Annotated in this window: 23 protein-coding genes; 9 read left to right on the forward strand and 14 right to left on the reverse strand. The window is 44.5% G+C overall.

The annotated features are described in order from the left end of the window. The gene (locus FTV34_RS06685; RefSeq protein ID WP_034171014.1) at positions 1–198 is read left to right on the forward strand and encodes a heavy-metal-associated domain-containing protein; all 198 of its coding nucleotides are present in this window, start codon (positions 1–3) and stop codon (positions 196–198) included. Positions 199–251: 53 nt separating this feature from the next. On the opposite strand, the gene FTV34_RS06690 is transcribed toward FTV34_RS06685, so the two are convergent. Continuing rightward, entirely contained in the window at positions 252–860 is a 609-nt protein-coding gene (locus tag FTV34_RS06690; RefSeq protein ID WP_005235816.1) for a TetR/AcrR family transcriptional regulator, read from the reverse strand. Positions 861–1,423: 563 nt separating this feature from the next. On the opposite strand from FTV34_RS06690, the gene FTV34_RS06695 reads away from it, so the two are divergent. From FTV34_RS06695 to FTV34_RS06705, 3 genes are all read left to right on the forward strand, one after another. Next, a complete protein-coding gene (locus tag FTV34_RS06695) occupies positions 1,424–3,205 on the forward strand; it encodes an acyl-CoA dehydrogenase C-terminal domain-containing protein (protein WP_180069481.1) in 1,782 nt (593 codons plus the stop codon). Positions 3,206–3,283: 78 nt separating this feature from the next. Further along, complete coding sequence (locus tag FTV34_RS06700) at positions 3,284–4,459, forward strand: thiolase family protein (protein ID WP_180069578.1); 1,176 nt, start codon at positions 3,284–3,286, stop codon at positions 4,457–4,459. Positions 4,460–4,584: 125 nt separating this feature from the next. After that, positions 4,585–6,081, forward strand: a complete 1,497-nt coding sequence (locus FTV34_RS06705) for a succinate CoA transferase (protein ID WP_180033696.1) — start codon at positions 4,585–4,587, stop codon at positions 6,079–6,081. Between the two features lie 73 nt (positions 6,082–6,154). On the opposite strand, the gene FTV34_RS06710 is transcribed toward FTV34_RS06705, so the two are convergent. Continuing rightward, a complete protein-coding gene (locus FTV34_RS06710; protein WP_180069484.1) occupies positions 6,155–7,243 on the reverse strand; it encodes a putative zinc-binding metallopeptidase in 1,089 nt (362 codons plus the stop codon). Positions 7,244–7,700: 457 nt separating this feature from the next. On the opposite strand from FTV34_RS06710, the gene FTV34_RS06715 reads away from it, so the two are divergent. Further along, positions 7,701–8,159: a GNAT family N-acetyltransferase gene (locus FTV34_RS06715; RefSeq protein ID WP_180069581.1), complete on the forward strand. Its 459-nt coding sequence runs from the start codon at positions 7,701–7,703 to the stop codon at positions 8,157–8,159. A 233-nt stretch (positions 8,160–8,392) separates the two neighbouring features. Further along, entirely contained in the window at positions 8,393–9,280 is an 888-nt protein-coding gene (locus FTV34_RS06720) for a DMT family transporter (RefSeq protein ID WP_180069487.1), read from the forward strand. Between the two features lie 69 nt (positions 9,281–9,349). Here FTV34_RS06720 and pcaD read toward each other — a convergent pair whose 3' ends face one another. From pcaD to FTV34_RS06780, 12 genes are all read right to left on the reverse strand, one after another. Next, positions 9,350–10,129: a 3-oxoadipate enol-lactonase gene (gene pcaD, locus FTV34_RS06725; RefSeq protein WP_180069490.1), complete on the reverse strand. Its 780-nt coding sequence runs from the start codon at positions 10,127–10,129 to the stop codon at positions 9,350–9,352. Between the two features lie 97 nt (positions 10,130–10,226). Then, entirely contained in the window at positions 10,227–11,432 is a 1,206-nt protein-coding gene (pcaF, locus tag FTV34_RS06730) for a 3-oxoadipyl-CoA thiolase (protein WP_180069493.1), read from the reverse strand. 133 nt (positions 11,433–11,565) lie between these two features. Further along, on the reverse strand, positions 11,566–12,222 hold the full coding sequence (locus FTV34_RS06735) for a 3-oxoacid CoA-transferase subunit B (RefSeq protein WP_180069496.1): 657 nt from the start codon (positions 12,220–12,222) through the stop codon (positions 11,566–11,568). A 21-nt stretch (positions 12,223–12,243) separates the two neighbouring features. Further along, on the reverse strand, positions 12,244–12,915 hold the full coding sequence (locus FTV34_RS06740; RefSeq protein ID WP_086044785.1) for a 3-oxoacid CoA-transferase subunit A: 672 nt from the start codon (positions 12,913–12,915) through the stop codon (positions 12,244–12,246). Positions 12,916–12,952: 37 nt separating this feature from the next. Then, positions 12,953–14,173 carry a benzoate/H(+) symporter BenE gene (gene benE, locus FTV34_RS06745; protein ID WP_180069499.1) on the reverse strand — a complete coding sequence of 407 codons (1,221 nt, stop codon included), beginning with the start codon at positions 14,171–14,173 and terminating at the stop codon, positions 12,953–12,955. Between the two features lie 58 nt (positions 14,174–14,231). Then, positions 14,232–15,017, reverse strand: a complete 786-nt coding sequence (gene benD, locus FTV34_RS06750; protein ID WP_180069502.1) for a benzoate diol dehydrogenase BenD — start codon at positions 15,015–15,017, stop codon at positions 14,232–14,234. A 17-nt stretch (positions 15,018–15,034) separates the two neighbouring features. Next, positions 15,035–16,051 carry a benzoate 1,2-dioxygenase electron transfer component BenC gene (gene benC / locus FTV34_RS06755; RefSeq protein WP_180069505.1) on the reverse strand — a complete coding sequence of 339 codons (1,017 nt, stop codon included), beginning with the start codon at positions 16,049–16,051 and terminating at the stop codon, positions 15,035–15,037. 93 nt (positions 16,052–16,144) lie between these two features. Beyond that, complete coding sequence (gene benB, locus FTV34_RS06760; protein ID WP_071320743.1) at positions 16,145–16,636, reverse strand: benzoate 1,2-dioxygenase small subunit; 492 nt, start codon at positions 16,634–16,636, stop codon at positions 16,145–16,147. Next, on the reverse strand, positions 16,633–18,021 hold the full coding sequence (benA, locus tag FTV34_RS06765; protein ID WP_005222229.1) for a benzoate 1,2-dioxygenase large subunit: 1,389 nt from the start codon (positions 18,019–18,021) through the stop codon (positions 16,633–16,635). Before benA ends, benB begins: the two co-directional genes overlap by 4 nt. 75 nt (positions 18,022–18,096) lie before the next feature. Further along, a complete protein-coding gene (gene catA, locus FTV34_RS06770) occupies positions 18,097–19,017 on the reverse strand; it encodes a catechol 1,2-dioxygenase (RefSeq protein ID WP_004894948.1) in 921 nt (306 codons plus the stop codon). 162 nt (positions 19,018–19,179) lie between these two features. Then, positions 19,180–19,470, reverse strand: a complete 291-nt coding sequence (gene catC, locus FTV34_RS06775; protein ID WP_004809440.1) for a muconolactone Delta-isomerase — start codon at positions 19,468–19,470, stop codon at positions 19,180–19,182. Between the two features lie 23 nt (positions 19,471–19,493). Next, positions 19,494–20,603: a muconate/chloromuconate family cycloisomerase gene (locus FTV34_RS06780; protein WP_180069508.1), complete on the reverse strand. Its 1,110-nt coding sequence runs from the start codon at positions 20,601–20,603 to the stop codon at positions 19,494–19,496. A gap of 115 nt (positions 20,604–20,718) precedes the next feature. On the opposite strand from FTV34_RS06780, the gene FTV34_RS06785 reads away from it, so the two are divergent. The 3 genes from FTV34_RS06785 (at position 20,719) to FTV34_RS06795 (ending at position 24,704) form a co-directional block, all read left to right on the forward strand. Continuing rightward, a complete protein-coding gene (locus tag FTV34_RS06785; RefSeq protein WP_005100217.1) occupies positions 20,719–21,630 on the forward strand; it encodes a LysR family transcriptional regulator in 912 nt (303 codons plus the stop codon). A gap of 229 nt (positions 21,631–21,859) precedes the next feature. Further along, positions 21,860–23,230 (forward strand): MFS transporter, encoded by a 1,371-nt coding sequence (locus tag FTV34_RS06790; protein WP_180069511.1) that lies wholly within the window; start codon positions 21,860–21,862, stop codon positions 23,228–23,230. A gap of 112 nt (positions 23,231–23,342) precedes the next feature. Beyond that, positions 23,343–24,704, forward strand: a complete 1,362-nt coding sequence (locus FTV34_RS06795; protein ID WP_180069514.1) for a DcaP family trimeric outer membrane transporter — start codon at positions 23,343–23,345, stop codon at positions 24,702–24,704. The last annotated feature ends 31 nt before the right edge of the window (positions 24,705–24,735 follow it).

The raw sequence follows: 24,735 nt of genomic DNA on the forward strand, positions 1-24,735 counted from the left end.
ATGAAATTCCGTATTGAAAATATGACTTGTGGTGGTTGTGCACGTAGTGTGACGGCAACTATTCAGGAGCTGGATGAAAATGCTAAAGTCAATGTTGATGTAGTCAGCAAAATGGTGGAAGTTGAATCGAGTGCAAGCGAATCTGAGATTATCGCGGCATTAACTGAAGATGGCTTTCCGCCCGAAACTATAGCTTGATATTCACTATTTAAAAGATAATTCTAAAATGCCTAATCATGATTAGGCATTTTTTATGAAACTGCCGATATTTTATCTGGCGTCATTAATGCCTGATTAATATACAGTTTAATCAAGCGTTCACGCGAACCAATCGCTTTTTGATAACTGGTCGAATTTAATAATAGTGAAGCGCCGTAAGTGACCGTCCAGATATAAGATAAATAATCCCGGATTGACATGGCACTGTCTAAAGACACCAGATAATCATGGGTCATATCTTTAATGCGGATAATCCGTTCTTCACGAATACGATAGAGTTCCTGAAATAACTCTTTCAGGTTTTTTTCATTATTGGTTAAACGCTCTTCAATAACATGCAGCAAAATAGTCCGGTTTGAATTGAGCATGTGATAAAGCATATATTGCGAAACATAATTTTTAATATCGTTATTATATTTATCGGAAATTGCCAGAATTCTTTTTTCATTCAGAATGATGAGTTCTAAATATAACTGGTTCTTGCTTTTAAAATGCTTGTAGATGGTTCCTTTGGCGATGTCCAGTTCTTCAGCAAGTTCACTCAAGGTGATGTCCTGATTATTATCAAGCAGTAGACTTTCCGCCATGCTCAGGATCTTCTCTTTACGAAGAAGGAAGTTCTGCTGTCTTACAGTCGTCATCTTCTTGACTCATCATTTTCGAAAAGGAACCTACTAAGAATATGCTATTTTCGCAGGTATAGCTATAAAACTAAGGTCGTGATATTTATCTAAATTTGTATATTTATTCAACATTTCTTGTAGAAAAAAGTCATATACAGCTGCGCTAAAAATATTGTCAAGAAAATTGAACCCTTGAGATCAACTTTGCTAAATAAAATTCCATTTTCAATATATTTGATTTATGGTTTTAGGGCATAAAGCTGAATCATATTTTCGTTTTAAACCCAGACCAGACAAGGTTTAGCGAAGTGAAGCCAGAGTCATTTTAACAGCTTAAATTTTTCATTCATCAATGGATTTAAGTTTTAATGATTCAGTAAATACCAGAGGTATAAAGTTTTTGATTTTAAATTTTATATCGCTAATTTATGTCAATGAATTCATCGCCAGATTAATTCGATATGATGATTTTTGAATGACATGCATGGATTCGAGCAAAAATCCTCAAAATATTTTCTCGAATCCATAATGAAAAAATACTCAGTAACAGAATTGAGTATCACCAGTGAAGGAATATGAAAATGCCTATTTATAATGCGCCGCTAAAAGACATGGAATTTATTTTAAATGATGTGTTTCAGGCCGAACAATTTTGGCAAGATAATGAAAATCTTGCACATTTAGATATGGCAACTGCAAATGCAATTCTGGAGGAGATGGCCAAGTTTTCCAAGAATGTGATTCTTGATCTGAACCGCCCTGCAGATGAAGAAGGTGGTGCTCAGTTTAGTAATGGTGAAGTCAAAACACCTGCAGGCTTTAAAGAAGCTTTCAAACAGTTTGCCGAAGGTGGCTGGGTGGGGCTGGGCGCGCCTGAAGAATGGGGCGGTCAGGGCATGCCAAAAATGCTGACTGTACTTGCAGACGAAATGATCTGGAGTACCAATCCCTCTTTCATGCTTTACCCGCTGTTAACCGTGGGGGCTGGCATGGCGATCAATGACCGTGCTTCGCAGGAACAGAAAGAAACCTATCTGCCAAAATTCTATACGGGTGAATGGTCAGGCACGATGTGTTTAACTGAGCCGCATTCAGGGACAGATCTGGGCATTATCAAAACCAAGGCTGAACCAAATCAAGACGGTTCATACAACATTACCGGGACCAAAATCTTCATTACCAGCGGTGAGCATGATCTGAGTGAAAATATCATTCACCTGGTACTGGCCAAAACCCCAAACGCGCCAGCAGGTTCACGCGGTATTTCCCTGTTTATTGTCCCTAAATTCCTGGTTAATGCCGATGGTTCACTCGGTGAGCGCAATGCGGTCGCTGCCGGTTCGATCGAACATAAGATGGGTATTAAAGGCTCGGCAACCTGTGTCATGAACTTTGATGGTGCCAAAGGCTATATGGTGGGTAATGAAAATGAAGGTCTGGCGGGCATGTTCGTGATGATGAACTACGAACGTTTGTCGATGGGGATTCAAGGCATTGGCGCGGCAGAATTTGCTTATCAGAATGCCGCACAATATGCGACCGACCGTTTACAGGGCCGTGCATCAACCGGTGCTAAATCACCAGAAAAACCAGCCGATTCGATTCTGGTACATGGTGATGTACGCCGTATGTTGCTGAATGTGCGTGCCAATAATGAAGCTTCTCGTGCTTTCGCAGTCTATGTCGGCCAGCAGCTGGATATTACCAAATACTCCACCGACCCTGAGGCGGTACGTAAAGCAACTGATCGTGTGGCTTTATTAACGCCTATTGCCAAAGCTTACCTCACCGATAAAGCACTGGATGCTGCACTTGAAGCACAAATGTGCTTCGGTGGTCATGGCTATATCCGTGAATGGGGCATGGAACAATGTATCCGTGACCTGCGCATTTCACAGATCTATGAGGGGACCAATGGGGTGCAGGCAATTGACCTGATTGGCCGTAAAACTACGAAATGTAAAGGTGCATATATTGCAGAGTATATTGCAGAAATCCGTGAATTTGCCCAAAGTCTAGATGATGCCTTAACGATTAAAAAGGCAACCTTAGATACCTGTCAGCAACTGGAAGATATTACCAATTTTATTGTTGAGCAGTCTCAGCAGAATCCTGATTTCGCCAACTCCATTGCTGTTGATTATCTGCATGCGGTAGGTTTGTTGAGCTTCGTCTATATGTATGCGCGTATCAGTAAAGCGGCGGTTACCAAAGAAGAAAGCTATTTCAAAAACAAGCTGGTACTGGCAAATTATTATATTGCTAAAGTACTCCCGGATTTGAGTGCGAGAATTCAACGTATTCAGGCAGGTGCGGAGCTGGTGATGCAATTGCCAGAAGAATATTTCACTGCACAGGCCTAAACCCGCAAATATTGCGAAGGACGAACACTGTAGAGCTATTACTTTGCAGTGTTGATAACAATGATGTTAAAGGATGAGATTAGAATGATTGTAATTGTAGAAGCTGTACGTACCGCAATGGGCGGTTTTCAAGGCTCACTTTCAAGCTGTACGGCACCAGATTTGGGTGCTGTAGCGATCAAGGAAGCGGTAGCGCGTGCAGGTCTGGCAGCCAATGATATTGATGAAGTGATTATGGGCTGCGTTCTTCCTGCCGGTTTAAAACAGGGTCCGGCACGTCAGGCCATGCGTCAGGCGGGTCTACCGGATTCCACCGGGGCGACCACGATTAATAAAATTTGTGGTTCAGGCATGAAGGCGGTGATGCAAGCAGCAGACGCAATCAAGGCCGGTTCAGCAGAGATTGTGGTTGCAGGTGGTATGGAATCGATGTCAAACGCACCCTATTTAATGGACAAGGCACGGGCCGGTTTCCGTATGGGGCATGGCAAAGTGACTGATCACATGTTCCAGGAAGGTCTGGAAGATGCGGAAACAGGTCTGTCGATGGGAATCCTTGCTCAGGAAATGGCAGATAAAAAGGGCTATACCCGTGAGCAGCAGGATGCCTATGCGATTGGCTCATTAAATAAAGCCGTGACAGCGGTGCAGCAAGGTTTCTTTAAAGATGAAATCGTACCGGTCACTGTCAGTAGCCGTAAGGGCGATGTCGTGGTAGAACAGGATGAACAGCCTTTAAATGCCAAGGCTGACAAAATTCCAACCTTACGTCCAGCTTTCAAAAAGGATGGAACAATTACTGCGGCAAATGCCAGCTCCATTTCTGATGGTGCTTCGGCACTGGTGATTACCTCGAGTGAAATTGCCGCGCAGCGCAACTTAAAGCCGCTGGCTAATATTGTGGCCTATGCCAGCCATTCGCAGCATCCATCAGAATTCACGATTGCACCAGTGGGCGCGATTGAAAAAGTCCTGAAAAAAACGGGTTGGGATGCTCAGGAGGTTGACCTTTGGGAAATCAATGAAGCTTTTGCCATGGTGACCATGTTAGCAATAGATGCTTTTAAACTTGATCCAGCAAAAGTGAACGTCAATGGCGGTGCCTGTGCGCTTGGTCATCCCCTAGGTTCTTCCGGTTCCCGAATTATTGTGAGCTTGATTCATGCCTTAAAGCGTACTGGTGGCAAGAAAGGCATTGCAGCACTGTGTATTGGCGGTGGGGAAGCAACAGCGATTGCAGTAGAACTAATTTAAGTCTTTTCATAATTGCATGATCATATGCTCAAAGTAGCAAACTTAAATATTTTTTGAATTAGACCACAATGCTTCTGGTACGCCAGGAGCAGGTGTCTCTTTATTTTTAATTTTTGAGAATTTTTATGAACGGTTTAGAGCGTATTCGTTTGCTCGCATTACAAGATAAAGTAGTTCCTGTAGAAAAAGCACTACAATTGATTCAAGATGGTGATGTAATTGGTTTGAGCGGTTTTGGCGGCGCCGGTGAAGCGAAAACTGTGCCTTTGGCATTGGCTGAATATGCCCGGCAGCATCCGATCCATATTACCTTGGCGACAGGTGCAAGTCTGGGGAACCGGATTGATGGGAAACTGAATGAAGCTAACGTTATAACCCGCCGTTATCCTTATCAGGCTGATCCTTCTTTACGTCAGGCCATCAATAATGGTGAAGTGATGTATATCGATCAGCATCTTTCTGAACTGGCAGACAATATCCGTCATAAAAACCTGCCGGCGATTAATGTAGCTATAATTGCCGCAACGGCCATTACTGAAGATGGCCAGATTATTCCGACCGGTTCTTGTGGAAACTCGGCGAATTTCATCGAAATGGCAGATCGGGTCATTGTTGAAATTGATACAACAGTTAATCCGGTGCTAGAAGGCGTACATGATATTTATTTGCCTAAAACCCGTCCAAACCGTGGTCCGATTCCTTTGACGCAAGCCAGTGACAAGATAGGTACAATCGGAATCCATGTTGCACCTGAAAAAATTGCTGCGATTGTCATTAATGAGATTCCGGATACTTCTTTCGCAATGGATGAGCCGGATGAAGAAACACTGGCGATTGCCAGCCACTTAATTCAATTCTTTGAAAATGAAGTCGCCGCAGGACGATTACCTGAAAATCTGGGGCCGCTGCAGTCCGGAGTAGGTTCCGTGGCAAATGCCGTATTTGCAGGTTTTGAACATTCTAATTTCAATAATCTTGAAATGTATTCTGAAGTCCTGCAAGACTGTACTTTCCAGCTTATCGATTCAGGAAAAATGACCTTTGCTTCTGGTTGTTCCATGACCCTGAGCGATGAATGTGCGGCACGGGTGATGAAGAATTTTGATCAGTACAAAGATAAAATTGTCTTACGCCCGCAAGAACTTTCCAACAACCCTGAGCTGATTCGCCGTCTGGGTATAATTGCAATCAATACCGCACTGGAGTTTGATATTTACGGGAATGTGAATTCAACCCATGTCGCTGGCACCAAGATGATGAATGGTATTGGCGGCTCAGGTGATTTTACCCGTCATGCACATATTGCGATTTTTGTGACTAAATCCTATGCCAAAGGTGGTGCGATTTCGTCTGTGGTTCCACTGGTGAGCCATACAGATCATACTGACCATGACGTGGATATTCTGGTAACGGAGCAAGGTTTGGCCGATCTGCGCGGATTGGCACCACGTGAACGTGCCCGCAAGATTATCGATATTTGTGCTCATCCCGATTATCGTAAAAGTCTGAATGATTACTTTGAGCGCGCCTGTGCGCATGGTGGGCAAACACCGCATTTGTTAAATGAAGCTTTGTCCTGGCATGCCCAGTTTGAAGAAACCGGTTCAATGAAAATTGCTTAGTTCTCTTTCTTAAAATAAGCCCAAAATAAAGCCTGTGAATCACGGGCTTTATTTATTGTACTAGATAAATATTTTAGTTCTGAATCAGACGTGGGTTATTAAAGACTTTATCCAAGATATGCCGATGAATGAAACGCAGTTTATCTTTCACAGCTTCAGTCAGCTTAAAGGGGTAAGCATCTTCCAGACCCATACTGCGGTTTAAGGCATTCAAATTAAAAGTCAGGGTGACCCAGTTTTCCAGGATATGTTCAAAATCCTGTCCACCAATCGGGCATTCTTTAAAGTCCATACTGGCTAGATTTCGGCCATTACCTTCCACGCGTAGACCGGCATAAAATGCAGTTTCCAGTGTTTCCATGATATGCAGATAATGTGACCAGGTTTCAGCCCAATCTTCCCACGGGTGTGCAGTGGCATAGGGACTAATATATTTTTCATGCCAGTTGATAGGCGCACCTTGATTATAGTGCCTCTCTAGTGCTTCACTATAATTTTGCCGCTCATCTCCAAAATAATGGCGAAGTTCATTGAGTAATTCCGGATGTAGATGCTGGATGACATTAAAATAAAAATGCCCACTTTCATGACGAAAATGCCCTAATAATGTCCTGTAATTTTCACCCATATTGACCCGGGTTGTTTCCCGATAAACCACATCGGCCTCGAAGGCATTTAAGGTAATCACCCCATTGGCATGGCCGGTAAGTACTGGCTTGTCTTTTTCAGGAAGAAGAAAATCAAAACGCAAACCTAATGGATCATCATCCGAATGTTTTGGACGAGGCATAATGTTCATACGTTGGGTCAGATATAGAAACCGGCGTTTGGCTTCCTCAAGCCGATACCAGTAAATCATGTTTTCGGCATTTTCCAGATTTGGAATTACATGAGTCAGCTGGCAGGATTCGCAAAAATCTTCCTCGTCATCTAAGGGGATCATCCAGTTACATACCTGATGATGGGTATAGTTATAACAAGGTTTATAACGGGAATATTGATACTTCTCGGCAACGGGAACCCACTCCTGAGCATTCAGCTTTTTAAATGTCGTCATTTCTTTTTCGGATGCGATATAGCCGATAGGAGAAAGGCAGTGATCACATACGAATTTGGCGAAAAATATCTGCTGTTCGCAAACTGGACATTCAAAATACTTCATCGATACTCCCTGCAAAATGAATGAATTACAATGAATTACTGAAACTCTATAATTTATATTCAGATTGCATTGCGGAATTTTATCCTGTTTAAAAATTCATCATAAAAATTTCTTAAAAAACACTATGTTGATTAATTGTAAAATGCGTGTGATCGATTATTCATTAAATTATAGTTTAGTGACTGTTTATAGAAGAAAAGCTGAGTGAACTGTAAAAACTGATGAACTGATTTATGTATTTTTTTCTTAAATAAAAACGAGAGTATCAATTTAAAAAAACTGAATAATGCAAACTATAAAAAAATTAGAGATCAAAAGTTATTGAAAAAAATCGATTGAATCGCGTTTTTCAAAAGACCTAATTGGTATATATTTTGCTCAATTTTAAAACATACATAATGCTGAAAAATAAATTATTTTTAATTTTTTAGTTCTGCTTTTGGGGTATTAAAATATGATGAAGATAAGAAAAGCCACTGTTCAGGACACACTAGCAATTGCGAACGTCATTGCCCCATTTGTTGATGTCTTGATTTCTAGTGAAGAGGGACGCAAGCGTTTTCAACCTAAAATTCTTCAGACCATTTTTGATCGAGCTGATATTCATTATTTTGTTGGAGAAATTAATCAAAAAATTGTGGGCGTGGTGGCCTATATGGAACCTGCACACTTCATGCACTTTTTTCTGGATCCAGCTTATCAGGGGCATGGACATGGACGACAAATGTGGAATTTTTTAGAAGAAAAAATTCGTAATCAAGGGCATCAAAAGATTACAGTCAAATCCAGTTTATATGGCTTCAATATTTATAAAAAATTTGGTTTTGTAGAAACAGGTGAACTTACTCACGAACATGGCATTCGCTTTATTCCAATGGAAAAAGTTTATTCTGATGAAACATCTTCAGTCTCTTAAAATAGAAGAGCCGTTTATTATAAGTTAATCAAAGATCAGGAGTTATTTTCTTATTTATTAGCATAGTTGGAATCTGAGAAATCAATTTTATCCCTGTCAAATTGATAAATTTTAATTATTTTTAAATTAGAAAATTAAACTTTTAGCTATTAGCCATTATCTCTTTTTTAATTAGTCATAGATTGTACTAAGGCATAGAATTAATTCACTTTTACGGTACTAATGATCAGGGTATGGCAATCAGCTGGATTTTCTTCACTTTAATGGCTGCATTTATGCAGGCCTGGCGAAATGCCTTTCAAAAACAGCTTAGTACCACAGTCGATATTTGGGGCGTGACACTGGCACGTTTCCTGTTTGGCTTGCCGCTGGCCGGGCTTTACATTGCAGCTTTATACCATTTCAAACCGGTAGAAAGTGTGGTGCATTTTAGCCCGAAGTACTGGATCTTTATCCTGATTGCGGGTATCAGCCAGATTCTGGCGACTGCTTTGATGGTGCAGCTGTTTAAACAGAAAAATTATGCGATTGGCGTTGGACTGGCAAAAAGTGAAGCGATTCTGGCAGCCATTATCGGAGTGATTTTTCTTTCAGATCATCTTTCTGTACTGGCATGGATCGGGGTGCTGATCGGTGGCTATGCGGTATTCCTGCTGAGTAAGGGCAATCAGCTCACCGGCCTATCCACCAAGACTTTAGCCATCGGAATCGGCAGCGGTTTGAGCTTTGCTATTACTTCACTCTTGGTACGTGAAGCCAGTCTGGAACTACCGATGTTGCCAACCGTGCATCGTGCTTCATGGGTACTGATTTCAGTGGTTGGTTTCCAGTGCATCAGTATGCTGATTTACCTCAGTCTGTTTAGCCGAAAAACCTTAGTTGCCATGTGGCAACGTTTGGGGCTAACCTTTAGAGTCAGCTTCTGCAGCTTTATAGCATCCCTCGGCTGGTTTACCGCCATGAGTATGATGAGCGTGCCAATCGTGAAAACCTTGGGACAAATCGAAATCCTGTTCAGTCTGCTAATCTCCGCTTATTTCTTTAAAGAAAAACTGGCGCGTGCCGAGCACTGGGGCTTGGGACTGGTGGTGATTGCAGCGATGCTAGTGATCTGGGCCTGATTAAATACCTGTATTCATAATAATCAAAAGGCCACGATATTCCGTGGCTTTTTGATTTTCTAAAATTAATCAGACTGAAATAAATTCTTTTACTGCCTGATTAAAGGCTTCTGGCTGTTCGACATTGGAAATATGCGAGGCATCTATTCCATATAGCTGGCTGTTCGCAATACGTTGCTGCATAAACTGGCCATCTGCAACAGTCGTCACCGGATCCTGCTGACCCGCAATAATCAGCACAGGGATTTGAATGCTACTAAGTTGTTCGCGGACATCCGCCTTAGCCAGAGCTTCACAGCAGTTTGCATAGCCTTCTGGGCTGCCAGCTCCGAGGTCGTTTGAAAGTTCTGCAACGACTGCCGGGTTGCTCTGGATAAAGGGATCGGTAAACCAGCGTGATGCCGCAGTTGCAGCAATCGGAGCAAGACCTTGCTCACGGACAAGCGCAGCACGGTCTTGCCATGCCTGTTCCTGTCCAATTTTGGCTGCAGTATTGCAGACAATCACGTGGCTAAAACGTTCTGGTTTATGAATCGCCAACCATTGACCGGTTAAGCCACCCATAGAAATACCACAGAATGCTGCTTTTGCAATATCCAAATGATCCAGTAGATTCACGACATCCTGACCCAGCTGCTCCAAGCTATACGGGCCTTGTGGTGCTTCCGAACCACCATGACCACGGGTGTCATAGCAGATTACGTAATGATCCTGCTGGAAATGTTCAATCTGTGGCTGCCACATGCTGTATTTGGTACCCAGTGAGTTGGAAAATACCAAGGCAGGTTTGTTGGCATCCCCAAAAGTCTGGTAATTAATCTGGGCATCATTTGATGTAAATGTTGGCATTTGTTATTCCTTTTATTTCCTTCTAAAAGTTCCTCCCTGAACAAGGCATAAGCACTGCTTAAGCCTTGTGCAAGAAAGGGAGGTTAGGAGGGATTTTTTAAACACGTTCAATAATCAGCGCGATCCCTTGACCCACACCAATACACATGGAGCAGAGAGCATATTTACCACCGGTCTGTTCCAGCTGGTTCAAGGCAGTAGTCACCAGCCGGGCACCGGAAGCACCGAGTGGGTGGCCTATCGCAATGGCACCACCATTCGGGTTGACATGTGCGGCATCATCCGGAAGCCCCAGATCACGGGTAACAGCCAGTGCCTGTGCCGCAAAGGCTTCATTCAGCTCAATCACATCCATCTGATCTAGTGTCAAACCGGTCTGGGCCAGCAGCTTTTTGATGGCAGGCGTCGGGCCAAAGCCCATAATGCGGGGTTCAACACCGACAACCGTTGAACCAATAATTTTGGCACGTGGTTTTAAGCCGTGTTGAGCAATCGCTTCATCAGATGCGATTAAAAGAGCAGCCGCACCATCGTTAATCCCGGAAGCATTACCTGCCGTTACCGTACCGTCTGCTTTAACCACAGGTTTGAGTTTTGCCAAGGCTTCTGCTGTGGTAGAGGCACGTGGATGTTCATCGGTATCTACAACGACCGGTTCGCCTTTACGCTGCGGAATCAGCACAGGAATGATTTCGTTTTTATAGAAACCTTTGGCCTGCGATGCTGCGGTACGTTGCTGGCTGGTCAGGGCAAACTTATCTTGGTCTTCACGGTTAATATTGAACTGTTCCGCCAGATTTTCAGCCGTTTGCGGCATGGTTTCGACGCCGTACATTTCTTTGAGTTTCGGGTTAATGAAACGCCAGCCCATGGTGGTATCTTCAATCTTCTGGCTACGGCCATACGCTGTTTCTGACTTGCCCATCACGAATGGGGCACGCGACATGCTTTCTACACCACCGGCAATAATCAGATGGGCTTCACCGGCTTTAATCGCACGTGCTGCCATCGCGACTGCATCCATCGATGAACCACACAGACGGTTCACGGTCGTTGCCGGCACCTGATAAGGCAGACCTGCAAGTAGTGAAGACATACGACCGACGTTACGATTGTCTTCACCGGCCTGATTGGCACAGCCATAAATCACGTCATCGACCTGTTCCCAGTTTACCGATGGGTTACGTTCCATTAAAGCTTTAATTGGCAGCGCACCTAAATCATCTGCACGGACAGGCGCGAGGCCACCGGCATAACGGCCGAATGGGGTACGGATGGCATCGATAATATATGCGTTTTTCATTGTGTATTTGCTCACATATTTAAAAGAAGAAAACTCCTCCCTTTTTAAAGGGAGGTTGGGAGGGATTTAATGAAGTAGTTTTAATCCTCAAATCCTCCCTAAATCCCTCCTTTAATAAAGGAGGGATTTCCCCTTAATTTGATTGAGTCGCATCAATCAGTTTGGCACCAGTTAATGCCTGCAATTCTTCAAATGACAGACCTTCAACTTTCTCAATCACTTTCATCCCTTCAGGTGTCACATCAATCACACAAAGATCGGTATAAATACGGTCGACACATTTCAGGCCAGTCGCAGGATAAGACAGTTCGGCCACGATTTTTGGCTCGCCTTTTTTGGTTACGTGATCGGTGGTAATAAAGACTTTTTTCGCACCCACAGCCAGATCCATGGCACCGCCCACCGCTGGAATCGCATCTGATGCACCGGTATGCCAGTTGGCCAGATCACCATTTTCAGCCACCTGGAACGCGCCCAGTACCGCGATGTCTAAGTGACCGCCACGCATTATCGCGAAAGAATCACCATGATGGAAGAAAGAACCACCTTCGAGCAAGGTCACGAATTCTTTACCGGCATTGATCAGTTCAGGATCGCGGTCTTCTTCAGCAGGAGGAGGACCGAATGCTAACAGGCCATTTTCAGAGTGCAGGAATACGTCTTTGTCGCTTGGCAGGTAGCTTGAAATCTTGGTTGGTAAACCAATACCGAGGTTCACATAAGCACCATCAGGAATGTCTTGTGCCACACGTTCAGCGATCTGGTCACGGGTCAGTTTGTTATAGCTCATGAATCTTCTCCTTATCCGTGATTACTGTGCAGGTTTAACTTGAACAACGTGTTGAACAAAAATTCCTGGGGTAATGATGTGCTCTGGATCCAGTGCACCCAGTTCAACCACCTCAGAAACCTGTGCAATGGTTACATCAGCTGCCATCGCCATAATCGGGCCAAAGTTACGGGCAGATTTACGGTAGACCAGATTGCCCCAACGGTCGCCCTGATGGGCCTTAATTAAAGCAAAGTCAGCTTTAATCGGATTTTCCAGGACAAAATCTTTGCCTTCATAGTTCAAGGTTGGTTTGCCTTCAGCCAGCAAGGTACCAAAACCGGTTGGGGTATAGATTGGACCTAAGCCCATACCTGCTGCCTGAATACGGCAAGCCAGATTACCTTGCGGCACCAGTTCCAGTTCGATCTTGCCTGCACGATAGAGTTCGTCAAATACCCAGGAATCAGACTGACGCGGGAAAGAGCAGATAATTTTACGCACAGCGCCCGCTTTAAGCAGTTTCGCCAGACCATAGTCGCCATTACCAGCATTATTATTGACAATAATAAGATCCTTGATTCCCAATTCGATCAGACCATCAATCAGTTCAGCAGGCTGACCCGCTGTCCCAAATCCGCCGATCATAATGGTAGAACCATCCTTGATCTGGGAGAGTGCTTCTTTCAATGATAATGAACTTTTATCTATCATAATCTGGTCCTTACATACCCTAAACTAATGGATGTCTTTAAATTCGTTTTGAATCTGATGTTGCAACCGGAACAGCATTACGGTCTTTCTGTGACAGCAGAAAATGTGCTACCAGGCCAATACAAATCCCCCAAAAGACTGAACTCAGCCCCAAGAAATGCATGCCGGAAGCAGTTGCTAAAAAGGTGATCAGTGCGGCATCACGTTGCGACTCTTTGCCCATCGCCATAGAGATGTTAGTGGCAATTGCTCCGAGTAAGGCCAGTCCTGCCAAAGCTGCAATTAATTCCTTCGGCATCAGGCTAAACAGCATGACAATGCTGCCGGCAAACAGGCCGCCTAAAATATAAAAAAGCCCGTTCGCCACACCCGCGATATAACGCTTTTCTTTCAGCTCGTGCGCGTCTTTGCCTAAACACAATGCGGCCGTAATAGAGGCCAATACAATAGTAATCCCCCCCACACAGGCTACTGAGAGCGAGGCAATACTGGTTGCACTGATAATTGGCTTGGCAGGCATGTCATATCCACTGATCTTGATAATGGCCATTCCTGGTAAGAACTGGCCCGACAGACTGACCAGAATAAGCGGGAGGGCCAGATTCAGGGTGGAACTCCAAGTCCATTCCGGTGCAATAAATTGCGGAATTGCCAGACTGAAATCTGCCGTGACCGGATTAATCTTGCCCAGCAGCATGCTTAAAATCACACCGGCAACCAGCACCCAGACCATGGCATAACGTGGACTGAAACGCTTGGCCAGCAAAAACACCACCAGCATGCCAAAGACGATATAGGGCATGGTATCGGTCGCGGTGAACAGTCCTAAACCAAACTGCAGTAAAATTCCGGCCATCATTCCGGCAGCGACTTCCTGGGGAATCCAGGACAGCAATTTGTCGAAATAACCGGTAATCCCAATGAGAAAAATCACCACAGCAGAGGTGATATAGGCCGCAACCGCTTCATTGAGCGAAATATCGGGAAACAGCGTGACCAATAGTGCCGTTCCGGGCGCAGACCAGGCGGTGACAACAGGTATTTTGTATTTAATCGATAAAAAGATACCTGCGAGCGCCGCACCAATAGAAATTCCCCAAATCCATGAAATCATCATGTCTGGGGAAACCTGGGCTTGCTGCGCTGCCTGGAAAAAAATGATCAGTGGTCCTGAATAGGAAATCAGCACTGCTAGAAATCCTGCAACAGTCGCTGAAATTGACCAGTCATTTTTTAATGTCTGAAACAGGGTGTTCATTGGTAATGTGCCTCCTTGCGTCGAACCATGAGCCTGTCAAAAATCGTGATGATCAGGACTAGCCTTGATCTCCACCACCGACCGGTACTACGGTACCTGTCATATAAGATGATTCATCGGAAGCCAGGAATAGAATGGCATTTACTTGCTCCTGAATTGTGCCGTAGCGACCCATAAACGTACGGTCAATGGTCTGATCAACCACTTGCTGCATCCATTCTTTTTCAGATTCAGTCAGTGGATTGGCATTGCGCGGTACTTTACGTGGCGGTGCTTCTGTACCACCAGTAGCAATGGCATTAACACGAATTCCATCTTTGGCATGTTCAAAGGCAAGGGAAGCGGTCAGGCCGTTCACACCACCTTTCGATGCCGAATATGGCACACGGTTAATGCCGCGTGTTGCAATGGAAGATACGTTTACAATGGTACCTTTCTGATTTTTAATCATTTCCGGAAGAACTGCGCGGCAGCACCACAGTGTCGGGAACAATGAACGGTTCACTTCCTTGATAATTTCCTCTTCAGAAAACTCCTCGAAAGGTTTCATCCAGATCGCGCCACCGACGTTGTTGATTAGCGCATCGACACGGCCATAAGTCTCAAGGGCTTTTTCAACGACTGATTGAGCACCAGCAAACGTTTCCAGATTGGCTTTGACGGTAATCGCATCACCGCCAGTCGCTTCAATTTCAGCCAGAACTTCTTCCACATAAGGGGAAAGGTCAGCCATGACGACTTGAGCGCCTTCGTTCGCCACTTGCAGCGCGACACCGCGACCAATGCCTTGAGCGGCACCGGTCACGATTACGACTTTATTTTCAAATCTTTGACGATTAGACATTGAACAAATTCCCTCTATTAGTTGGCAGAGAATTTTTCAAACAGGAAGCTTGCAGGTTTTACGCCTTCAGCATCTAGCCAGCCGCGAACTGCTTCTACCATTGGTACAGGGCCACACAGGTAGACATCTACATCACCACCATTTAGCCATTCGTTTTCGATATGACCGGTTACATAACCTTTACGCTTATGGGCAGATTCAGGGTTAGCAACCACTGTACGGTATTCGAACCACGGGAATTTTTCTTGCAGTTCGTTCAGTTTTTCAATCGCTACCAAGTCGAAATCATTGGTCACACCAAATACTAAACGCACTGGATGTTCTGAATTTTTTTCTTCCAGCACTTGCAGCATCGACATGAAGGGTGCAATACCTGTACCACCAGCCAGCATCAATACTGGACGGGTCACAGGGCGCAGGTAGAAGCTACCAAATGGACCGGTGAAAGTCATTTTGTCACCAGCTTTGGCATTGACACTCAAGAACTCACTCATTTTACCGTTCGGTACGTTACGTACCACAAAGCCGGTTAAACGGTTGCCTGGTTTAGAGCTGAATGAATAAGAACGGGTTTCAGTTGTACCTGGAATACCCACGTTCACATATTGACCAGCAAGGAAGTGAATGTCTGGTTGACCTTCATCTAACTGAATATCAAAGGTAATGGTCGAGTCAGACAGGTTTTCGACACGCGCCAAAGTACCCTGGAATGCGTGAATTTCAGTTTTACACACTTCCGAAGAAGCTTGGATCTGAAATACGGCGTCTGAGGTCGGTTTACATTGGCAAGCAAGAATATAGCCTTCAGCTGCTTCTTCTGGGGTTAATGCATCTTCAATATAAGTTTCTTCAGGCATGTCAAATGAACCTGATTCACAAAACGCACGACACGTTCCACAAGCACCATCACGGCAGTCCAAAGGAATATTGATCTTTTGACGGTAAGCTGCATCAGACAGGGTCTCGCCTTGGGCAACAGAAATAAAACGTGTAACGCCATCTTCAAATTGAAGTGCAACATTGTGGTTTGACATGGCTGAATATCCTATATAAATCTTTGTAACTGGACCTTTCAGCCAATTTTCCATCTGGCTGAAAGGTTTTACCTGGCTGTAATAAAAACAGTCTTAAAGGTGATAGATGTCGATAACCTGATTGATGTAATCATTTTTCAGTACCACGTATTTGCTTAAAATTTGTGGTTTATCGCCTGAAAAATCGATTTCATAACGTGACATACCGAAGTAGCTGTAGCTGTTTTTATAACGGAAACTCAAGGTGTTCCAGTTAAAACGTACAGTGACCTTGTCGCCATCACGTTCAACAACTTCAATATTGCTGATGTTGTGGCTGGTACGTGTATCCGGCATGGTGGCAGATGAGCGTTCAGTCTTGATCCGGAACACGCGGTCTTCTAAACCTTGACGGTCTGGATAATAAATCAGGGAGATTTCAGACTGTGGATCTGTAGTCAGTTTGTCGTCGTCATCCCAGGCTGGCATCCAGAAAGAAGCAGTAGGGGCATAACAAGTTAACCAGTCATCCCATTGTTCATCATCTAAAAAGCGGGCTTCCTGATACAGGAACTGCGCAATATTTTCTAAAGTGATGTCGCTCATGCGTTTTCTCCTTCAGTAGATGCTGCAATTTCTTTTTCAGTCGCGATGCCTTTTTTGATCAGTTCTAACCAGTACTGGTGCTGAGCCAGGTATAGACCTTCATCTTCAGTTTTAATACCAGACAGTTTTGGTTTTAAACCAATTTCGTTGGCAGCATCGTCCGGGCCTTGGATCCAGTGTTTGGAACCGCGACACATATCGTTCCACTCAAGCGCGATACCTGCGTAACCAGCCTGACAGGCACGGAATTCTTCAAGATCGTCTGGGGTTGCCATACCTGATGCGTTAAAGAAGTCTTCATACTGACGGATACGACGTGTACGTGCTTCCGGCTCTTCACCTACAGGCGCGATACAGTAGATCGTCACTTCAGTCTTATCGACAGAAATTGGACGTAAGACACGGATTTGTGAACCGAACTGATCCATGAAGTAAACGTTTGGATAGATACACAAGTTACGTGAACGTTCGATCATCCACTTCGCCATAGCTTCGCCATATTGCGCAGTGTATTCATCTTTCTTGGCAAAGTTAGGACGGTCTTCCGGGTTAGCCCATTGCGTCCAAAGCAGCATATGACCGTGTTCAAAGCCGTAAGAACCACCGCCTTGCTTGCCCCATGAACCTGCGCTCATAGCACGGATGTTATCGCCAGCTTCTTTTTCTTTACGTTGCTGAGTCGTTGCAGCATAGTTCCAGTGTACTGCAGACACGTGATAACCATCGGCACCGTTTTCAGCAGTCAACTTCCAGTTACCTTCATAGGTATAAGTCGAAGAACCACGTAAAACTTCCAGGCCTTGCTCAGACTGCCCCACGATCATGTCAATGATTTTGGTCGCTTCGCCCAGGTATTCTTCCAGAGAAGGAACATCCGGATTCAAGCTGCCGAACAGGAAACCTTTATAGTTTTCAAAACGGGCAACCTTTTTCAGGTCATGTGAACCGTCTTTGTTAAAGCAGTCTGAATAACCCGCTTCAGCCGGATCTTTGACTTTTAATAACTTACCTGAGTTATTAAATGTCCAGCCATGGAATGGGCAAGTATAAGTTGCTTTATTGCCTTTCTTGTTACGGCACAATTGTGCACCGCGATGCGAACAGGCATTGATCATGGCATTCAGTTCACCTTGACGGTTACGTGCAATGATGATCGGCTGACGACCAATATAGGTAGTATAGAAGTCGTTATTGTTTGGAATCTGGCTTTCATGTGCAAGATAAACCCAGTTGCCTTCAAAGATGTATTTCATCTCCAGGTCAAACAGAGCTTGGTCTGTGAATACAGACCGGTGAAGTTTAAATTCACCAGATTCAAAATCGTCAACTAGAAGCTCATCAATACGATCAAGATGACTGGTGTTAATTACAGGAATACGAGGCATGTCCGTTCTCCGACTTTCCAAGGAGGGGAAGTCATCGGGATGAATCTAATGATTACACCCCGAATCCATTTTGCATTAAGCGCTTGCGCGGCGACGATCAACTTCAGTAGAAGGTGCGTCTGCTTTTTCTTTCACAAGTTCAATATCAAATTGAATATGTTTGAAAGGACCTTTCAAACCACGTTTTGCAATTTCAGCTTCATCAGTTACATCAACCGCAGTTGCAACCAGGCCTTCACGGGTAGCGAATGCAAAGTCATCCCACAGGTACTGGTCGCCTTCAATATTGAATTGAGTGGTCAGCTTGCGGTAACCCGGTGCAGAAACGAAGTAATGCACGTGTGATGGACGGTTACCGTGACGGCCTAACTTGTCCAGTACGAATTGAGTCGTGCCTTCTGGAGGACAGCCATAACCTACTGGCATAGTGGTTAAAGCCACATATTTACCATCCTGGTCGCTGAAAATAGAACGGCGCAGGTTAAAGTCAGACTGTGACTTGTCAAAGAATGAGTAGTTACCCAGACTGTTGGCATGCCAAACTTCAACTTTGGCACCTTCAATGATATTGCCGTCAGTATCTTTAACTGTACCTTCAATGATCAGTGTCGGAATTTTGCCTTCTTCAGAGCCATCATCCATACGGGCAAAGCCGACAGATTCAGGAGCACCCGCCACATATAACGGACCTTCAATTGTACGTGGCGTACCGCCCGTAATGCCTGCTTTAGCATCTGCTTCATCAGCACGTAAGTCTAAGTAGTGTTCCAGACCCAAGCCTGCAGCTAGTAGGCCCAATTCATTGGCTTGACCGGCATCGGTAAAGTATTCCAGACCTTTCCACAGTTCTGACTGAGAAATATCAAGATCTTCGATCGCCTGGAAAAGGTCACCTAGCAGGCGCACAACGATTTGCTGGACACGCTCGTCTACAGGACCTGTAGCTGTATCCACGTTCATTTGTTTAACTAATGCATCAATTTGTTGACGGTTCATACTATTGCTCCTTAAGTATGTCTGTTTATTGGTGGCTGTTGTTTCAATCCTTATGGCTGAAACTTGGCTGCCACAGTCCTTTGTTAATTACCCTCTGAATACCCTCATCGGATGTGTTCAGATTTGACCGACCTGGCATGTTCCAGGTCTCGGTCATTGTGATCAGGTGTCATCTTCCCGGATTGAAGAAGGGTGGCGGTTTAGTGCCATGATTTCGATATCCATATATGGATACAGTGGTAAGCCCTGCAAAATGTTGTGCAGCTCTTCGTTACTTTCCACATCAAAAATACTGATGTTTGAATACTGGCCTGTGATGCGCCAGATATGGCGCCATTTACCTTGGCGCTGTAAATCCTGTGAATAGGCTTTTTCAACAGCCTTGATTTCGTTGGCCTTCTCGGCAGGCATATCCAGCGGGATATTTACATCCATACGTACATGAAACAGCATGTCTCACTCCTCAATCTAATTGCTTATTTACGGCGTAAATTGTCGATCTTGTCTTCATCCAGCTGAATGCCCAGACCGGCACCTTGCGGTAGATGCAGCTCAAAATTCTGGTATTGCAGTGGTGTTTTCAGAATTTCTTCAGTCAGCAGTAGCGGGCCGAATAGTTCAGTACCATATGCCAGATTCTCAAAGGTCGAGAACAGGTGAGCGGATGCAATTGTTCCTACTGAACCTTCCAGCATGGTGCCACCATACAGGTCAATCCCTGCAAGGTTAGCCACTGTCGCGACATCACGGCCTTCCAGCAAACCACCTGATTGCGCCACTTTAATTGCAAATACCGAAGCTGCATTAGTACGAGCCAGCTTATAGGCAGTGCTTGGCCCCATCAGTGATTCATCGGCCATAATGGCAATATCAAAGCGACGGGTCAGACGTTGCATGGCATCAATATTGTCAATGGCACATGGCTGTTCAATCAGGTCAATGCCGCCGTCCTGGAGTAACTGAATGCCTTTAATCGCGTCCAGCTCTGACCAGGCACGGTTGACATCAACACGGATCGAAATGTCTTTGCCCAATGCCTGTTTAATGGCAAGCACATGTTCAACATCCTGTTCCACTGGACGAGAACCAATTTTCAGTTTGAAAATATTGTGGCGTTTGGCCGCAATCATTTTCTGGGCTTCAGCAATGTCTTTCTCGGTATTGCCAGATGCCAGGACCCACAGCACTGGTACGCTGTCACGTAAACGTCCACCTAGAATTTCACTCAGTGGCTGGTTCAAACGTTGTGCCTGAATATCCAGTAGCGCAGTTTGAATGGCACACTTGGCAAAACGGTTACCATTAATATTTTTTTTGATGGCTTGTAATGTCTGTGCAACATTCAAACCTGATAATGTTTTCAGAAGCGGTGCAAAGTAAGTCTCAATATTCACTTTGACACTTTCTGGGCTTTCTTCACCGTAGCCTAAACCGCCAATAGTGGTGGCTTCGCCCCAACCCACATAGCCGTCTTCGGTGGTGATTTTGACCAGGACCAGTGTCTGGGTTTGCATGGTTGCGACAGCCATCTTGTGAGGACGGATCGTCGGTATTTGAACCAGCAAGGTTTCAACTGACTTATACATAATTACGCTTCACATTCTTGCTTTAATGTTTTGACTTGATATACCTTAAAAGAATAAATTTGATTGGTCTAAGATCGATTTAGCATTTTTTTATACTTTAAAGGTATGCATGAATATGGAACTCAGGCATTTGCGTTACTTCGTCGCAGTCGTCGAAGAACAAAGTTTTACCAAGGCGGCAGAAAAACTGTTTATTGCTCAACCACCTTTAAGCAGACAGATACAAAATCTGGAACAGGAACTGGATATTCAGCTCTTTGAAAGAGGTAGCCGACCACTTAAGACCACAGAAGCAGGTCAATTCTTCTACCAGCATGCGGTTAAACTTTTGTCTAATGCGGAAGAAATCAAATCGATGACCAAGCGGATTGGCATCGCGGATCGCACCATTAGCATTGGTTTTGTCGGCTCTTTATTATTCGGTTTACTGTCGCGTATTGTGTTTCTATTTAAGCAGCAACATCCCCAGCTCAAAATTGAGATGGTTGAAATGAATACTTCAGAGCAGATTCAGGCACTTAAAGAAGGGCGGATTGATGTCGGTTTTGGACGTTTAAGGATTTCAGATCCGGCAGTGAAACGGGTATTACTGCGTGAAGAACGGCTGATGGTCGCGGCACATTCTAGCCATTTTCTTTCGCAACGAGATGGCGTGAATCTGGCTGAACTGGTAGATCAGCCACTCTTTTTATACCCGAATAATGGTAAGGCTAATTTTTCTACCCAGGTGCGCGGTATATTTTCCGAGTATGGACTAGAGCCGAAAAATATCCGTGCAGTCAGTGAATTGCAACTGGCGCTGGGTTTTGTGGCTGCTGGAGAGGGTGTCTGTATTGTGCCGGAAAGTGCCCAGAATATTCGGCTGGCTCATTTAAACTTTATCCCTTTATTAGATGAATTTGCGGTTAGTCCGGTCTTTATGGCTATTCGTAATATGGATGAAAGTGAATATATTCGATATCTGTTTGATGCGGTCTATCAGGTCTATGATCTTGAAGCGATTAAATATGATCGTGCTGTATTTTAATTCAGATCAATACCTGTCTGGATCTTATAGGGAATAAAGCGAATCCATATTTTAATATTGAATGAAGGTTTCATTTTTTGGATGAATATCATTAAGGCATAGTAAATAAAGCCTTTTCTTTAAGGCAGACTTTATAGGTATAGAAGCATGCCTATTCAGTTTTGGACATTTATGCACATCTTCTGCATTGTGAATCTCATAAATTGAACTTCACAATTAGGAGGTGGAGATGGTTACAAATAAAGTGAATATAAATACGCTGATCGATGAAGCGAAGTTCACGCCTTTCCATTGGGGCGTCCTGATCTGGTGTTTGCTGATCATTATTTTTGACGGTTATGACCTGGTGATTTACGGCGTGGCTTTACCGCTACTGATGCAGGAATGGTCACTCAGTGCAGTACAGGCCGGAATGTTAGCCAGCACTGCCTTGTTCGGTATGATGTTTGGTGCCATGAGCTTTGGCACTTTGTCCGATAAACTGGGACGTAAAAAAACCATCATGATCTGTGTTGCGATTTTTAGTGGTTTTACGTTTATCGGTGCCTTTGCAACATCACCTGTCGAATTCGGGATTTTACGTTTTCTTGCCGGACTCGGAATTGGGGGCGTGATGCCAAACGTCGTTGCCCTGATGACGGAATACGCACCAAAAAGGATTCGCAGCACGCTGGTTGCCTTGATGTTTAGTGGTTATGCCATTGGAGGCATGACATCTGCCTTGCTTGGCGCATGGCTGGTGCCACAGTTTGGCTGGAAAATCATGTTCTTGCTTGCGGGTACTCCTTTACTGTTCCTGCCGATACTCTGGAAATATTTACCAGAATCCCTGATGTATCTGACCAATAAGCAGCAAACGGCTCAAGCGCAAAGCATTATCCAGAAAATTTCGCCAACACAGGTAATTGGATCTGACACCCAGTTTGTCCTGAATGAAGTGCAAAAAGGCGATGAAGCACCTTTAAAAGCATTATTCCAACAAGGCCGTACATTTAGTACCTTTATGTTCTGGTTGGCATTTTTCATGTGTCTATTAATGGTTTATGCACTAGGCAGCTGGTTACCAAAACTGATGATCCAGGCTGGATATTCACTGGGTGCCAGCATGATCTTCCTATTTGCCCTGAATATTGGCGGCATGATCGGGGCTATTGGTGGGGGTTATCTGGCAGACCGTTTCCATATCAAAAAAGTACTGACCATCATGTTTCTTTGCGGGGCAGCTTCTTTAATCCTGCTCGGTTATAACAGTCCACAATTCGTGCTTTATAGCTTAATTGCTGTAGCCGGTGCAGCGACCATTGGTTCACAAATTCTGCTTTATACCTTTGTAGCGCAATATTACCCATCAACTGTGCGCTCTACCGGCATGGGCTGGGCATCAGGTATTGGCCGTATTGGTGCAATCGTTGGACCGGTATTGACGGGTGCTTTATTGACCATGAATTTACCGCATCAAATGAACTTCTTTGCAATTGCGATTCCCGGTTTAATCGCGGCGCTGGCAATTTTCCTGGTGAATTTAAAAACCTCGGTAGATGGTCAAGCCCTTACAGCGACAACTATTCAGCCAGATTCACTGGCAGAAAAAACCAGTTAAAGAGTTAAATTTCAGTTAATAAAGAGAATATAAGCAATGATAGAGATCGCCATCGTAAGTGGTGGTGATCTATTGCTAGAATCGAGCTGCATAATAAAAAAGCGAGTTTAGGATGAACACGAAACAATTATTTAATAATCAAACAATCACATTAAAACGCACGGTTCTGATGAGCATGATGGCAATGAGTTTAGGGGGCCTTAGCTTGTCTACCCAGGCACAAACTCCAGCTCAGTCCAATCAGCAGGAAATTGAGCAGTTGCGTCAGGAGGTTCAAGCTCTACGTGCCTTGATTGAGCAGCAGCAAACTCAGACAGCTGCTGTGACTGCACCTGTAGCGGCAACGCCGGCACCTGCAAATACAGCAGTAGCGCCTGCGAGCAAACCTGTGATGAAAATTGCCAGTGGGGCCGAGTTTAATTTATACGGTAATATCCGTGCTGATGCCTCTTATCAGGCTGAGGGCGGTGCAGCTACACGTATGTATAACCAGATTAATGCGGTACCTCTTGAAGGCACAGGTGAACGCAGTGATGAATTTAAGTCCACGCTTTCAGCCACCCGTTTAGGGATGGATTTTAAAGCGCCCGTGGGTGCTGGGGATAAAGCCTTAAGTGGTAAAGTTGAGGTCGATTTCCTGGGGGGGGCTAGTTTTGATAACCTGCGTATCCGCCATGCCTATATCAGCTATGCTGACTGGTTAATTGGTCAAACTTGGTCAAACTTTGCGACCCCAGACTATATACCTGAGACGGTAGATGCACTGGTTTATGCCGGTGGTTCAATTAAACGGACGCCTCAGATTCGTCATACCAGTACTTTGAGTCCAGCGACCAATCTGGTGCTTGCAGTAGAAGATCCGAAAGATGCGACCATTACGGGAATCAAACAGCGTTTACCTGCTTTAACTGCACGCTTAAACCACAAATTTGCGGATAATCTTTCTGTTAGCGCGCGTGCGATGGGGAATGAAAAACGCGTGAATGAAGATGAAAAAACTGCATGGGGGGTGGGCTTAGGTGCCAAATACGAGTTTGTTCCAGGCACCAGCCTTAAGGCAGATTATTATCATGTCAAAGGTGATAGCAGTTTTGTCTCTTATGCCAATCCTGGGGTTATAGCAGCAGGTGGAAATCTTTACCAAAGTGAATTTGATTCGATTACTGTCGGCTTGACCCAGCAGTTTAATGACAAATTGCGTGGCACGTTAGGTTATGGCTATATGAATTTTGATGATGATCAAGACTATATCAACGCCTTATCAGCCACAGATAAAACTAAAGCCAATAAAGATTTATGGCAGGCATGGGCCAATGTGTTTTATAACCCAACCAAACCACTTAGTTTGGGTCTGGAATATGTCTATGGTGAACGTGAAGCCTATGGACCTGTATTAAATACGGAAGGTAATGCGATTAGCAGTCGTAAGGGCGAAGACAACCGAATTAATGCGGTTGCCATTTATAGTTTCTAAGCTTTGGTGATCTAGTAGTACTACCATAAAA

Origin of the sequence: Acinetobacter sp. YH16038 (assembly GCF_013417275.1) — a bacterium.
Lineage (GTDB): Bacteria > Pseudomonadota > Gammaproteobacteria > Pseudomonadales > Moraxellaceae > Acinetobacter.